11 protein-coding genes are annotated in these 15,314 nt (G+C 39.6%); 9 read left to right on the top strand and 2 right to left on the bottom strand.

The window, feature by feature from the left end:
- Positions 1–41: 41 nt before the first annotated feature.
- The 6 genes from LV83_RS04930 to LV83_RS04905 all read left to right on the top strand — a co-directional run bounded on the left by LV83_RS04930 (position 42) and on the right by LV83_RS04905 (position 10,649).
- The gene (locus LV83_RS04930) at positions 42–1,064 is read left to right on the top strand and encodes a hypothetical protein (RefSeq protein ID WP_111610422.1); all 1,023 of its coding nucleotides are present in this window, start codon (positions 42–44) and stop codon (positions 1,062–1,064) included.
- Positions 1,065–1,160: 96 nt separating this feature from the next.
- Positions 1,161–3,734, top strand: a complete 2,574-nt coding sequence (gene gyrA, locus LV83_RS04925; protein ID WP_111610421.1) for a DNA gyrase subunit A — start codon at positions 1,161–1,163, stop codon at positions 3,732–3,734.
- Positions 3,735–3,761: 27 nt separating this feature from the next.
- Positions 3,762–4,973: a tetratricopeptide repeat protein gene (locus LV83_RS04920; protein WP_111610420.1), complete on the top strand. Its 1,212-nt coding sequence runs from the start codon at positions 3,762–3,764 to the stop codon at positions 4,971–4,973.
- A 181-nt stretch (positions 4,974–5,154) separates the two neighbouring features.
- Positions 5,155–6,285, top strand: coding sequence for an acyloxyacyl hydrolase (locus LV83_RS04915; protein ID WP_111610419.1), 1,131 nt, complete (start codon positions 5,155–5,157; stop codon positions 6,283–6,285).
- Between the two features lie 82 nt (positions 6,286–6,367).
- On the top strand, positions 6,368–8,824 hold the full coding sequence (locus LV83_RS04910; RefSeq protein ID WP_111610418.1) for a PIG-L family deacetylase: 2,457 nt from the start codon (positions 6,368–6,370) through the stop codon (positions 8,822–8,824).
- Positions 8,825–8,927: 103 nt separating this feature from the next.
- Positions 8,928–10,649 carry a sodium:solute symporter gene (locus LV83_RS04905; RefSeq protein ID WP_111610417.1) on the top strand — a complete coding sequence of 574 codons (1,722 nt, stop codon included), beginning with the start codon at positions 8,928–8,930 and terminating at the stop codon, positions 10,647–10,649.
- A 103-nt stretch (positions 10,650–10,752) separates the two neighbouring features.
- On the opposite strand, the gene LV83_RS04900 is transcribed toward LV83_RS04905, so the two are convergent.
- On the bottom strand, positions 10,753–11,598 hold the full coding sequence (locus LV83_RS04900; protein ID WP_111610416.1) for a DUF2911 domain-containing protein: 846 nt from the start codon (positions 11,596–11,598) through the stop codon (positions 10,753–10,755).
- A gap of 154 nt (positions 11,599–11,752) precedes the next feature.
- On the opposite strand from LV83_RS04900, the gene LV83_RS04895 reads away from it, so the two are divergent.
- The 3 genes from LV83_RS04895 (at position 11,753) to LV83_RS04885 (ending at position 14,195) form a co-directional block, all read left to right on the top strand.
- The gene (locus LV83_RS04895) at positions 11,753–12,328 is read left to right on the top strand and encodes a hypothetical protein (protein WP_111610415.1); all 576 of its coding nucleotides are present in this window, start codon (positions 11,753–11,755) and stop codon (positions 12,326–12,328) included.
- Positions 12,329–12,405: 77 nt separating this feature from the next.
- The gene (locus LV83_RS04890) at positions 12,406–13,326 is read left to right on the top strand and encodes a 2-hydroxyacid dehydrogenase (RefSeq protein WP_111610414.1); all 921 of its coding nucleotides are present in this window, start codon (positions 12,406–12,408) and stop codon (positions 13,324–13,326) included.
- Positions 13,327–13,352: 26 nt separating this feature from the next.
- Positions 13,353–14,195, top strand: coding sequence for a universal stress protein (locus tag LV83_RS04885; RefSeq protein WP_111610413.1), 843 nt, complete (start codon positions 13,353–13,355; stop codon positions 14,193–14,195).
- A gap of 198 nt (positions 14,196–14,393) precedes the next feature.
- On the opposite strand, the gene LV83_RS04880 is transcribed toward LV83_RS04885, so the two are convergent.
- Entirely contained in the window at positions 14,394–15,110 is a 717-nt protein-coding gene (locus LV83_RS04880; protein WP_111610532.1) for a tetratricopeptide repeat protein, read from the bottom strand.
- Positions 15,111–15,314: the final 204 nt, after the last annotated feature.

Here is a 15,314-nt window from a genome sequence, read left to right as displayed (position 1 = left end):
TAATTTCACACCAAGAGTCCCAAGCCTACGTTTAGATAGATATGAATTTTAAAAAGCTACACCTCTCTGTTCTTCTTTGTTTTGTATTTACTGCTGTTCTAGCACAGGAAGAAGATATATTTGGAATCTCTAATAAAGCCAAAAATCCAAAAAGCGAATCTGGGTTAGGCAATATCACACGAAATGTTTTAGAGATGTTCAGTGCCGAGATCTCTGGGGGCGGAGCGTACCAGCAATTTGGTACCAGCTTTTATTCTGCAAACACAAACCTGTATCCATTTACCCGCTTTCAAAATTTGGATGGCGACCCTTTAGACATTTCTGAAGAAAATAGGTTGGACATGAAAGGAGGGGACTGGGTTTTTCCCAATTGGAATGGTGGAGTACGAATCAATCTTTTCAATCTTCTTACAATCGGCGGTGGGTTTGGTCAGGAATGGGGGAATCTTGCTCCTATGCAAGGTGGAGACTATCAGTTTGACTTTGAAGGAGCGACCTACCAAGTCAATAAATTATATGGAACTGTTGGATTAGTCCTATATGATGCGAATCGAAGAAGAGCTTTTTTGAATTGGAGGTATAGGAATTATTCATCTTCCAATATGTATATGCAGTCAGAGCTTAGACAGCGAGCTAGACAGAATTATCCATGGCGATTTATTTTTGAAGCTGAATTTGGCAAGCTGAATCTTAAGAAGGCATATGATCCGGCACTAGTTAGTAACTCTGGTCCATATGTTCCAAGATTAGCTGTCTCCGATAAAAATTATTATGGAATAGGTCTTAGAATAGAGCGAGACTTCTCCGAGTATACCAAGATGTTTGTAAAAGGAGGAGCGGATTTCCGCAAGTTTACCTATGCAGCATCTGATTTTTCAGAGTTCCAAGACCTTGACCAACAGGTATATGCTATGCAAGTAGGACTGGCTGTTCGCTTCCCTGGAACTAAGCGATGCAAAATCGCAGGCTGTGGGGTCGTGATGAAGCATATGCACAACGGAATTGAGTACAGAGGAAGTGGTATTTTTAATTTTCAAGACAGGAAAGTAGGACAGTGGTATTAAAGTCTTGATTATCGCCTTTGGACTTCGTAATCTCTTTTCAAATAGAGTAGGTTTTTACTATCTTGCAGGCTTAATCGACCCCGTGAATAGCATTATATGGCTCAAGGAGAAAACGAGAACATCATACCCATTAATATTGAAGAGGAAATGCGTGGCGCCTACATCGATTATTCGATGTCGGTTATTGTTTCAAGAGCGCTTCCTGATGTCCGTGACGGACTGAAACCAGTACATCGTAGAATCCTTTTTGGGATGCAGGAGCTGGGAGTATTACATAACAAACCTTATAAGAAATCCGCCAGAATCGTCGGTGAGGTACTAGGTAAATATCACCCGCATGGTGATTCTGCCGTGTACGAAACGATGGTTCGTATGGCGCAGCCTTGGTCTCTGAGGTATCCTTTGGTGGATGGTCAGGGTAACTTTGGTTCTGTCGATGGAGATAATCCAGCAGCGATGCGTTATACCGAGGCAAGGCTGAAGCGTATTGCCGAAGAGCTTTTGGTGGATATCAACAAGGAAACAGTAGATTTTCAATTCAATTTTGATGACTCCCTAAAGGAGCCAATCGTATTACCAGCAAAAGTCCCTGCTCTCCTTTTGAATGGAGCATCAGGAATAGCAGTTGGTATGGCGACAAATATGGCGCCTCACAATTTGGGAGAAGTAATAGACGGAATCGTCGCGTACATTGACAACAATGAAATCACTGTAGAAGGATTGATGGAGCATATTATTGCACCAGATTTCCCGACGGGTGGAATTATCTACGGTTACAATGGCGTGAAAGCTGCCTTTGAAACTGGCCGTGGTAGAGTGGTAATGCGTGGCAAAGCCAATGTAGAAACCAAAGATGGCGGAAACAAGGAGATGATTATCATCACCGAAATCCCTTATATGGTGAATAAGGCAAGCATGGTAGAAAAAACTGCTGCGCTCATCAATGAAAAGAAAATCGAAGGTATCTCTGCTATTCGTGATGAGTCTGACCGCTCAGGAATGCGGATTGTGTACGAGTTGAAGCGCGATGCGATTTCCAGCGTTGTACTTAATAATTTATACAAGCATACACAGTTACAGACTTCATTCTCAGTGAATAATGTTGCCTTGGTAAAAGGTAGGCCACATACACTGAATCTGAAAGATATGATCGTACATTATGTCAATCACCGACATGAGGTAGTGATTCGCAGAACTGAGTATGAACTGAGAGAAGCAGAAAAAAGGGCACACATTCTCCAAGGTTATTTGATCGCTTTAGATCACCTGGATGAGGTGATTGCTTTAATTAGAAATTCTGCAGATCCAGAGACGGCGAGAAATGGTTTGATTGAGAGATTTGAATTGAGCGAGATTCAGGCAAGAGCTATTCTCGATATGAGATTGCAGCGATTGACAGGAATGGAGCGTGACAAGATCATCAATGAGTACAATGAGATCATGGCTTTGATCGAAGAACTCAAAGAAATTCTTGCCAACGAAGATAAGAGAATGGAAATCATCAAAGAGGAACTCACTGAAATGAGAACTCGCTATGCTGATGACCGAAGGACAGAAATCGAGCATAATGCCGAAGATTTCAGCTACGAAGACATGATTCCAAATGAGGAAGTGATTATCACAGTTTCTCATGAAGGATATGTGAAGCGTACAGCACTTACAGAATACAGAACTCAAGGTAGAGGTGGAGTAGGATCACGTGGTGTAAGTACCAAGCAGGATGATTTTACGGAATATTTATTTACCGCGTCTACCCATAATTACCTATTAATATTTACAGATAAAGGGAAATTATTCTGGTTGAAAACCTATGCTATTCCTGAAGGGTCAAAAACATCTAAAGGAAGGCCTATACAGAATTTGATTAGTATTGAGCAAGATGATAAGATTCGCTCCATTATTCAGGTGGCGGATTTGAATGATCAGGATTACCTGAATAACCATTTCTTAGTAATGGTCACTAAGCAAGGTGTTATTAAGAAGACAACTTTGGAGCAATACAGTCGACCAAGAACAAATGGAATCATTGCATTGAACATCCGAGAAGACGATCAGTTGGTAAATGTGGAGATGACTAATGGAAGTCAGCACATTGTGATTGCGGCTAAATCAGGTAGAGCTATTCACTTCAACGAGGAAGCTGTTAGACCGATGGGTCGTACAGCTACTGGTGTAAGAGCTATCCGGTTAAATGATGATAAGGATTATGTGATTGGCATGGTATGTGCATCTGAAGAGAATGCAACCTTGCTTGTAGTTTCTGAAAAGGGCTATGGAAAACGCTCCAGTCTAGACGAATATAGAATCACCAATCGTGGAGGCAAAGGAGTAAAAGCAATGAATGTAACCGAGAAAACCGGAGCACTAGTTGCAATCAAAGAAGTAGTAGAAACAGATGATTTGATGATTATCAATAAGTCTGGAATCACAATCAGAATCTCTGTAGATGGGCTTCGTGTCATGGGAAGAGCTACACAAGGAGTTCGATTGATCAAAATAGGAGAGAATGACGAAATCTCTTCTATTGAAAAAATATCAAAAGAAGAGGATATCGAAGTTTTAGAAGACACCTTGGAAGTAACAGACGAGAATGCTGATGCAACTCCTGACGAACCTAAAGCTGATGATTCTGAAGACTCTTCCGATGAATCAAGTGAAATTAACGAATAACCAACCAAACAAGAAAAATACGCTAAAATGAAGAAGCTAATTCTATCAATGGCCTTGATCGGTGCAACGACCCTGGCTTTTGGACAAAAAAAAGTCGTTCGTTCTGCTGAGAAGAACTTTAAATCTGGAGATCTCGCTGCTGCAATGACCGATATAGAAGCTGCAAGCTCCGATCCAGAAACTGGAAGTGATCCTGCAACTTATCTGTTGAAAGCCCAGATTGAAACCAAAATGTTTGGTTCTGACTCAAGTAATACCGCTTCTACGGTAGAAACTGGGCATGATGCTTTGTCCACCTACTTTAAAGCCTTTGAGATGGCAGGAAGTAATAAGGAAGACGGAGTAGGTGAAGAGGTTTATACAGATGATATGCCAGGTGTTCCTGACAATCTTAGACCTTATTCTATCTATACCCTTAAAAACATTGCTTTTGATAAGGCTCTAGAAAGGTATAATGATGATGATCAGGAGATGGCTTATGAGTTCTTTGATCTAGCTGGCGAAATAGACCTCACAGATACTACTGTTCATTACAATGCAGGTTTTATCGCTAATGAACTGGGTAAATATGAAGAAGCTAAGAAGCATTTCGGATACTTATTGGATGTAGAAGAATATAATAAATTGACGGTTTATTATCTAATGGTTCAGATTCTGACCGGAGAAGACAAAAATCCAGAGGCTGCATATGATTTGATAATGGCAGCTAAAGAAGATTATCCTGACGATAAAATACTTGCTGAATATGAGATTCAATTGCTACTTCAGCTGAATAAGATGGACGAAGCTATGGCATCTATCGAAGAGGCATTGAAAAATGACCCAGATAATGCTGGTATCCTTCTGAGATCAGGCTACCTAAAGGAGCAAGCTGGTGATATGGATGGTGCTCTTGAAGACTACAAAAAGTCTGTGGTTGCAGATCCTGAGTTTTATGATGGAAACTATTATACTGGAGCTCTTTTACTTGAGAAATCAAGAGAAATCGTTGTAGAGCTAGGTGCACTATCTGACGAAGAGTGGGAAAAAAGATCAGAGTCGATGAATAAGGAGTCTAATAGTTACTACGAAGAATCAATACCTTATTTTGAAAAAGCTCTTGAAATCAGACCTGATAATACTGATATTATGGCTATTCTTTATCAGGTTAACATGAGATTGAAGAACGAAGCTGAAATGGAAAAATACAATAAAATGTTGATTGAGTTGAAAGGCACAAATTGGCAAGAAAACATGTAATTCATTTAGCAATATTTGAATTAAAGCCTCTGAATTTCGATTCAGAGGCTTTTTTTGTTTCAACTATAGATGTCATAGATGCTAGGATAGTCAAGTGTTTTACTACCAGAATCAAGAATAAAAATAGATAGCCGAGTTTTTTGCATTATCTATATCTTTGCCCAAGAAATTCAAAGTATCTATGCGATTGCAAGGAGCACATGTATTAGTTTGTTTATTTTTTGGATTATTAAGTTTTCAAGCAAATGGTCAATCGAAAAAATTCATTGAGTTTTCCTATGATCAAGGTCCTATCATAGGCAACAATAAAGACTGGGCTGATGAATTAATAGAAAGAATTGATTACAAAGGTTTTGATGTGCGATTTGGCTGGAGAAGTAGGGAGAATAATCACTACAATTATATTAACCGATTCCCTAGCTATGGAGTAGGTTTCACATCTGCTCTGAATTATCATTCTGAGATTGGAAGGCCGTTAGGAATTTATGCTTTTGGAGATGTTCCTTTTGGTAAGATTAATTTTGATAGAAAGCTGAATTTTAGCTTTTATACCCAAATTGGCTTAGGGTTAAACATGAATCCCTATGATGCAGAAACAAATGCAATAAATGGATTCGTAGGTTCTGCTGTAAATGCTCACATTCATTTTGGATTAAAAGCTTCCTATAAGATTTCTAATTCATTTAATGTTTTTACTTCAGTAGGCACCAAGCATTATTCAAATGGTTCTATCAAGAAACCCAACTCAGGAATTAACTTTATTCCTATTGCACTAGGAATTCGAGTTCAACTGGATCAAGAAGAATTTCAGCCTGGTCCAAAACCTGAATTTCCTCCCTTGGAAAAAAGGTTTTTCTGGGACATCGCTGCATATACCGGCTTGAAGAGCTATGAAATTGGTGAAAAGGCCTATTTCAGAGGAGGACTGGGTGTCAATTACCTTTGGGAGCTTTCCTATAAATACCGGGTAGGATTAGGGGTAGATTGGTTTTATGGCGCTGGAGCAAAACAACGATTCCCTAGCGAGAATGTAAGATTTACAGATGTTAACTCCTTTGCTATCGTTGGTTCTTGGGAATGGAAATTAACAGAAAAACTTTACATGCCCATTGCATTCGGAGTTTACCTTGATAAAGCAGGTCTTAACCAGGAAACTGCTAGTTTCTATGAGCGAATAGGTGTGAGATATAGGATGAATCAAAATTTGTTTGCCGGTGTACAGATTAAGGCTCATAAGGCTAAGGCAGACTTTTTTGAATTTACTTTGGGATACACGATTCCTGGCAAAGTGTTAAAAACTACTAGCCATTAACCGTTTCTTTTTCCTTTAATCAAAAAATGTTTTTATTTCCTTCAGGCTTATTCTAGCTTGTAAGGATAAATTATGCCCATCTATGACCAAGCCAGTTCTGCTCAGAATTTCAGCATTTCTTTACCTCTCGATTTTTAGTTTCATTGCTTTTGCTCAGTCTGTTCCCTCCTCAGAGATTTATCATCAGTTACTTCAGCTTAAAGAAACTAAGCGAGTATTGTATGTGGCTGCGCACCCTGACGATGAAAATACCCAGTTGATTTCTACGCTTCGAAATGGTGAGCATGTGCAGGTTGCCTACCTAAGTTTGACTCGTGGCGATGGTGGTCAGAATTTGCTTGGCAAGGAACTGGGAATTGAACTAGGTCAGATCAGAACCCAAGAATTGCTCCGTGCTCGAGAAACGGACGGAGGAAGACAGTTTTTTACCCGGGCAATGGACTTTGGTTATTCTAAGAATCCAGATGAGACTCTTCAGAATTGGGACAAACAGAAGGTGCTTTCTGATGTGGTTTGGGTTGTTAGGAGTTTCCAGCCGGATATAATCATCACTCGATTCAACACCGTGCCAGGAGGAAATCATGGACATCATACCACTTCGGCTATTTTGGCTGAAGAAGCATTTGATTTGGCGGCTGATCCTAATGCATTCCCAGAGCATTTGAAATACGTCGAAACTTGGCAGCCACGAAGGATTTTTTGGAACTCATACAATTTCGGAGGTGAGTTTGAAGCCAATCCAAACGAAAAGTATGCAGTTTTTCAGGTGGGAGATTTTAACAGCCTGCTGGGAAAAACATACAGTCAAATCGCTGCAGATAGCCGTACTATGCACAAGTCTCAGGGATTTGGCGCAACTCCAAGAATAGGTTCTGCAGAGGATAATCTTCAGTTTATCAAAGGTGAATCATTCCAAACTTCCGCGTTTGAGGGAATTCCAAATCGCTGGGCTCAGATAGATGGGGGAAAGGAAATAGAGGCAATGATTCAAAGTGCTATTGAGAAATTCAATTTTATTGAGCCATTAGTAAACCTGAAAGCTCTGACGGAAATTCGCACAAAACTATTGGCACTTGGCTCGAAAACACCTTGGGTTGCAGAGAAGGCAAAGAAAGTAAATGAACTGATTTTTGAGACATTGGGATTGAAGATGGAGTTTGTGACAAATCAAGAGCTTGGTTTTGCCGGAGAGGTTATCAAAGCTAGCCTAGTTTTCAACAATTCTTCAGTAGTCTTAGTAAACGATATTTCGCTACAATTAATGGACAGTTTTTATTCTGTTGATAAAAGAACTGCTGTAAATAATGAACCTGTCCAAATTCCAGTTGAATTTGAAATACCAGAACACACCCCTCTTTCACAGCCTTATTGGTTGGTTAATCCTGTAGTAGATGCAATCTATACTGTGAAAGATCAGAATATGATAGGAAAGCCCTTTAACGACATGAAGGTAGGTGGTGATTTAACTTTCAAAATAGATGGACAGGAATTCAAAGTCGAGATTCCTTTAAAATACAAATACAATGATCAGGTGGACGGTGAAGTGAAGCAGCCTTTTACCATTGTCCCAGAGATCGACCTGAAAGTGTCGGATCAAAATGTCTTTTTGATCCCCGGGGTGAATCCAGTCGTTAGTATTTCTGTCAATTTCAATGGAGAAATCAAAGCAGGTGAACTGACTTTTAAAAACCTACAAGGTTCGGAATTTGAAATCCTGGGAACTGAAGAAAACATCGCTCAAAAGAAGAGAATTTATCAAGTTTCTTTCAAACTAGATAAAAATGAAAAAAGGGAAGTCATAGCTCAGTTTAAAACTTCTGACGGTAAACTATTTGATCAAATAACCCATAGAATTTCCTACAAACATATTCCAAACCTTACTTATTTTTCTCCGGCTTCTATCAATCTGATACAGGAGAACTGGGGAGTGTCTGGTGCTAAAATAGGTTATATAATGGGCGCTGGGGACGATGTGCCAGCGGTACTTTCTTCTTTAGGTTATCAGGTGACGGAAATCAATGACTATTCTCTAGCTAACCTTTCACTATATAAAAGCATCGTAATTGGAATCAGAGCATACAATACCAATGCAGACCTAGCTGCCAATCAGGCAAACTTAATGGCTTACGTGAACAATGGAGGGACCATGGTCGTGCAATACAATGTGAGCAGGCCACTTCTTATTGACAACCTTGGACCTTATCCTTTTTCTATCAGTAGAGATCGGGTGACTGTAGAGAATTCCCCCTTCGAAGCGGATTGGGATCATCCTGTATTAGCTGGTCCTAATAAAATCACTGCTGCTGATTTTGACGATTGGATTCAGGAAAGAGGATTGTATTTTGAGGCTAATATTGCTCCTGAATATTCTACTCCGCTGTCTTTCCAAGATCCGGGAGAAGATCCTTTGAATGGCTCGCTGATCTATGCGAAATATGGCAAAGGGACATACATTTATACGGGTATCTCCTTCTTCAGAGAGTTGCCAGCAGGAGTTCCAGGTGCCATTAAATTATTTATAAACTTGATCGAGCAATAGTTTTGGAGGAGAAACGAATACGTTGGAAATACCTTTACGCAGGATTGATAGCTTGCCTTCTTTTGCTTATGGTGTTATTTAATTGGCTTAAAGTCACCTACGCATGAGCACGTTAGACTGGGCAGTACTCTTTGGTACTTTGGCGCTAATAGCGACTTATGGTATTTATAAAACGTATGGTCCGAAGAGTCTGGATTCCTATTTAAGGGGTAAAAACTCCATGAATTGGTGGTCCATCGGTTTATCGATCATGGCTACTCAGGCTTCTGCTATCACTTTTCTAAGTACTCCGGGCCAGGCTTATGAAGATGGGATGCGATTCATTCAGTTTTACTTCGGACTGCCTTTGGCAATGATCATTATCTCGGTCGTTTTCATTCCGATTTATTATAAGCTGAAAGTTTATACCGCCTATGAGTTTCTGGAAAATCGATTTGATCTCAAAACCCGAACACTTGCAGCTTTACTTTTTATCTTACAAAGAGGGTTAGCAGCCGGAATTACCATTTATGCTCCAGCGATAATACTTTCCACTTTACTAGGGTGGAATTTGACATTTACCAATGTTTTGATTGGTTCGGTGGTTATACTTTACACCGTCTCAGGTGGTACTGAGGCAGTTTCCATTACCCAAAAACAACAAATGGCTGTGATGATGGGAGGGATGATTCTTGCTGGAATTATCGTCATCCAATTGCTTCCAATTTCTTTTCAGGAAGCCATGCATGTGGCTGGGAAAATGGACAAGCTGAATATGATCAACTTTGAGTTTGATATTTCAGATCGATACAATGTATGGTCAGGGATGACTGCTGCGGTTTTTCTCTTCCTTTCTTATTTTGGTACGGATCAAAGTCAGGTTCAGCGCTATCTTTCTGGCCAAACGCTGTCTCAAAGCCGAATGGGACTGATAATGAATGGCTTTCTGAAGATCCCTATGCAATTCATTATTCTATTTATTGGAGTGATGGTATTTGTGTTTTACCAGTTCTTTTTACCTCCAGTAGTATTTAACAAAGTACAGACGGATAAGCTACGAGAAAGCGAATATGCTAGTGAGTTTGAAGGTTTGGAAGCAGAATATGCGGAGAAATTTGAACTTGGTAAATCTTCCTACTTGGAAATGCTAGATGCGATAGAGCAAGGTGATGAAGGTCGGGAAACAGAAATTCGAGAGAAAATCTCAGTTTTAAAGACTGAGCAGGAAAATATTCGCGAACAGGTAAAAGAGTTGATTGTAACGAATGATCCTGTGGCCGAGACAAGAGACACGGATTATGTATTTATGCGTTTTGTGATGGATAATCTGCCTAAGGGCGTTATTGGGTTGCTTTTCGCTGTAATCTTCTCTGCTGCGATGTCATCCACAGCTTCTGAGTTGAATGCACTTGGCTCTACGACTACTGTTGACTTGTATAAGCGATCCATCAAGAAAGGAGGGTCTGATACCCATTATTTGACTTCTTCCAAGTTATTTACTGCTTTTTGGGGAATAGGAGCGATACTCTTCGCCACTTATGCATCTTTGTTTGAGAATTTAATTCAGGCAGTCAACCTGCTCGGTTCACTGTTTTATGGGACCATATTAGGGATATTCTTGGTAGCATTCTTTATGAAATGGGTCAAAGGCCAGGCGGTATTCCTAGCAGCGCTATTGTCACAGGCACTGGTCTTATTTGTTCATTTTAGCAATGGAGATGTGATGGATGGAAAACTTTGGGATATAGGTTTCCTTTGGTACAATCCAATTGGCTGTCTATCAGTCATGCTTTTTGCAGGAATAGTTCAGTTGATCATCCCTTCAAAAACTCAAAGTCAGTCGTAAAAATCAAAAGCTTTCCAATTGGAAAGCTTTTGTTAATTAACATCGGACTTCGGACTTTCGGCACCGGACAACCAACATCCAACACCGGACATCCGACATCCACCTACTTCAACGACTTGATAAGCCTTTCATTCAATCCTACATAGTCTGGATTTCCTGCTTCCTCAGCCAAGTCAATAGCTTCGGTTGCTGTTTCTACTGCTTCGGTCTTTTTGCCTAATGCCGCTTCGATCTTGGCTTTGAGGTGCATAGTCCAGTATTTTGGATCTGCACTTACAGACTCATTTATCCAATCGTAAGCCTGATTCAAATCTTTTTCATTGGTGTAGTAATAGCTTGCCGCAGAATAAAGCAAACTAGGATCTGTACTATCACCATCGATCACATACTCTTTGATCTGAGCCATCACGAGCGGATCTACTTCTGTTTCTATTCTGAAGTCAACCCGGGTATTTTCCCATTTTAGGGATAGGTCAGATCCGGTATCAGTCATGTTAGCAAAGCTAATTTCAAAGGTTTCATTCTTCTTGCTAAGTTTGGCCGGCTGAGCTTTGAATCGAAGAATGTCATCGCTTTGCTGGTAGCCGATAGCTCCCCAAAGTTTGATGTTTTTTGAAAGAATCATTGTCCATTCAGATTTTCCAGGGATGGAATAGAGTGCATATTGACCGGCTGGGATGTTTTTTCCATCAATGATCACATCTGTAGAAAATGACAGTACGGTAGCTCCATTGGCTCCCGTTCTCCAAACCTGGCCATACGGAACAAGTTCTCCAAAAATCTTCCGGTCTTTGGTGCTTGGCCTGCTGTAATCCACCGTCACGTCAGTAAGCCCAACTTTTTGAGCGATCTTAGCTGAGGGAGAAGCCTGAGGCATTTGGATTTGCTGCGCAAAAGAAACTATGCTGCAAAGCAAAAAGGCTAAAGAAAAGGCTATTCTTTGTTTCATTGGAATTGAATTTATAATTTGGTTTGAAGTTACTTAAGCGTAAAAATTGATAGTAAGTTTTGAAAAGCCCTGCAATTTCAATCTTTTTAAGGCAATTAGTTTAAAGCTTCATTACCTTTTTAATATTAATAATTTTGTTTATTACTTTCCATGTATGAAGAGAATTCTGATAGTGATGGTACTAATAACAATTGCTCAGGTTTTAGTTGCTCAAGAGAATATCAACGTTAATGAAAAGCGATATAAGGGAATAATTTTTTCTGCGACTTATGAAATACCATACCAAACTAATCCGCCAAGCGAATTACGATTTACACCGACAATTAAAGAAGTTAGAAAATTAGAAAATCATCTACAGAGAAAAATTAAATCCATCAATCAAGATCAACCCAATCAACAGGAAGGTGCCCCTGTAATTCATAGAAACCTTAATAATTATGTGAGGCAATATATAGGATACATAACACCAGAGGGTGAACGAATTATCTACGTTAACTTTCTTTGGAGTAAGTTGAATATCATTGAGAAATCAAAAGGATACTCTCTTTTGGCGGATGATTATAAAGAGGAATGGTTGCAGGTATTTGATGGAGGGAGTAGATACTGGCAATTAAGATACAACTTAAATTCTGATGAATTTTTCGGCTTTTCTGTAAACGGATATGCAGGAAACTTCAATAATCGACATTTTATCTCCCCATTATATCTTGTTAAAGAGGATGTGTTTTGACTAGTTTGTTCGAAATATTTACTCTTCATTGAAATGAGTTTTTTCGTCCTTATTTAATATCCTTCGTATAGAACACTATGAGTTTAGCAATAATTAGTCCCGGTAAGAATCCTGATATATGGATCGAGCAATTCAATAAGCTTGATCCTGAGTTAGTTATCGAGGTGTACCCAGAAATCACCTCCCCTGAAAAAGTAGAGTATGTCTTTCTTTGGCAACATCCCGAAGGTATCCTTTCGGACTTTCCTAATTTGAAGCTGATCAGCTCAATGGGAGCTGGAGTCGATCATATTTTGCGCGATAAATCGATTCCAACGGATATACCAATTGTGAGAATTGTTGATGATAAACTCACCTTTTCCATGACTAATTACGTGGTGATGGCTGTTTTAAATTACCACAGGCAGATTTCTCGCTACCAGATGAACCAAACTCGGAAAGTCTGGGATATGAGTACTCCTGAATTGGATGTTACGATTGGAGTGATGGGAGTAGGGGCTTTGGGAAAAGACGTGATGGATAAGTTGAGCTATATGGGCTTTCCTGTAGTTGGTTTTGGATTTTCTGAAAAGACGGATTTCGAATATCCATATTATGCCAAGGATCAGTTAGATGAGTTTTTGAAAGAAGTGAATGTGTTAGTCTGTCTTCTTCCGCTCACGCCTGACACGGAGAATATTCTTAATGCTGAGCTTTTTGAAAAATGCAATCCGAATACCTACCTCATCAATGTAGCTCGAGGAAGACATTTGGTTGAAGAAGATTTGACAAAAGCCTTGGAAACAGGTCAGCTTTCGGGCGCTATGCTTGATGTGTATCGTGAAGAACCTTTGCCAAAGGGCCATCCGTTTTGGGAGAACTGGAAAATAACCATGACTCCGCATATTGCTAGCGTAACGAATCCACAGGCAGCTGCCCCTCAGGTAATAGAGAATATTAAGAGAATCCGAGAAAACAGGGAGTTAGTTAATGTTGTCAATCGTGTAAAAGGATATTGATTATCTAGAGGTAAAAAAGGAATAAAATGGATCAGACTTTTAAAATATTATGCCCTACAGATTTTTCTGAATGCTCCCTAAATGCCATCGAGTATGCGACAAGGTTGGGTGAAAAGTACAAGGCTGATCTAGTTCTTTTTCACGTGCTCAACCGGGAGGATTATGAAAAGCTTTCTCCCTCAGATACTGATGGAAAGCATCAGATGGATTTTGTTTTAGAAAAGCTTCAGAATTTGCAAAATGCAGTGACCAAGGAAGGGTTGGAAAATGGATTGCAAAGCTGCACTTCTATTGTAAGAGAGGGGAGTATAGTCAAGGAAACTTTGGCTTTTGCTTCTGAACTGTATGCTGATTTGATTGTGGTTGGCACGGAGGGTGTAAATGATTTCCGGGAAAATATGATAGGTTCTCGGGCAAGTAGGATAGTGGAGCAGTCGAGCACGGATATTTTGGTGGTCCCTCGGAAAGTATATTTCAAAGCTCCCCGTAAGTTGGTTTATGCCAGTGACTACTTGGAAGAGGATAAAATAGCTATTCAGAAAATCGTTGAATTTGCAAAGTTTTATGATTCCGAGATTGATTTGGTACATATCAGTTCTACGCATAAAGCACTTGACAAATCGCTTCACATGACGATGGTTGAAGAGATTGAACCCTTCATAAAATACGATAAAGTAAATTTCGTCTTGAAATCCTTCCGAGATGATATTGCCTTAGGATTGGAGAATTACCTACAAACTGCCAAAGGTGATATTCTGGTGACTTTGAGTGAAAAAAAGTCTTTTTTTGATCAGATTTTCTCGAAAAGTTTATCAAAAAAAATGGCCTATTTCATTAATAAGCCACTTTGGGTTATTAAATCTTTTTAGGATTTTTTTAACCACTGAGTCACCTAGTTCGAGTTTTCAAACTTGGACTTTGAATATTGCAGTCTTATGACTGATAGTTTGTGATGAATTAGAAAAAAGTCTGAAGACTTCCTTGTCCTAGGTCTAAGTCATAAGACTTAGACCAAAGCAAAGATCTCGACTCCGCTCGATCTGACAAGCTTGGGTATGCAATGAATTCTAACCACCCTTTTTCCCTCCAAAAATCCCTTTCAAATAATTCCCAAATTCCTTTCTGGTATGTGAATTATTGAACACAGAGCCGAGTGTATTCAGGAAATGATTAAATGTCATTTCCTTTTTTTGCGCGGGGACAATGGGTTTTGCATCTGGTTTTGAACCTATTTTAGGAAGGTCAGAGCTTTCTTCTGGAGATTTTGGAGTTTCAGTTGGCTTGTAGCCAACCAGGTCATCTGCTTTTTCGAAGCTCTTTTTTGACTTAGACTGGTAACCCATTTTCTCTTCTACCAATCCTTTATTGTTGTGAGAAACTGCGTCTTCAGGATCTAACTCAATTGCTTTTTCATAATCGGCAATTGCGCCTTCCAAATCACCTATTCTATCTTTTAGATAGGCTCGACTACTGTAACGATAAGGGTTTTTAGGATCAAGATTAGCCGCTCTATCAAGTTCGGAAAGAGCTTCTTCATTTCTTTTGAGTAAATGCAAAACCACTGCCCGATCAGAGATGAAATCTGTATTGTAAGGCTCTAGTGAAATAATGAGATCAAAATCTGCTAAAGCTTCTTCTGTTTTTCCAAGTCTGGAAAGGATCCTTCCGCGTCCAAGGTGTAGCTGCGGCTGGTCTGGAGTGGCTTTAACCAGTCCATCAAAAATGACCAATGCTTCCTCAAACTTACCTGTTTTGTATAATTCTACTCCTTTTTCGAAACTCATAATTTTTTTTTTTACCGCGATGGACACGGAGTTTAACACAGAAGGCGCAATGGGTGACACAGCAGCCGCAATATTTTTTTAACATCACGAATGGCTCAAGTCTTCAGACTTGGGCCTAAAGTAATGCAGTCTTCAGACTGCCACTCATTTAATCACATTGGGAATAGAGAATAACATAGATGCCACCATTGAATTTTTACCATC

It is taken from the genome of Algoriphagus yeomjeoni (assembly GCF_003259505.1).
GTDB lineage: Bacteria > Bacteroidota > Bacteroidia > Cytophagales > Cyclobacteriaceae > Algoriphagus > Algoriphagus yeomjeoni.
The sequence above is the reverse complement of the archived record's forward strand: the minus strand, read 5'-3'. Positions and strand labels throughout refer to the sequence as shown.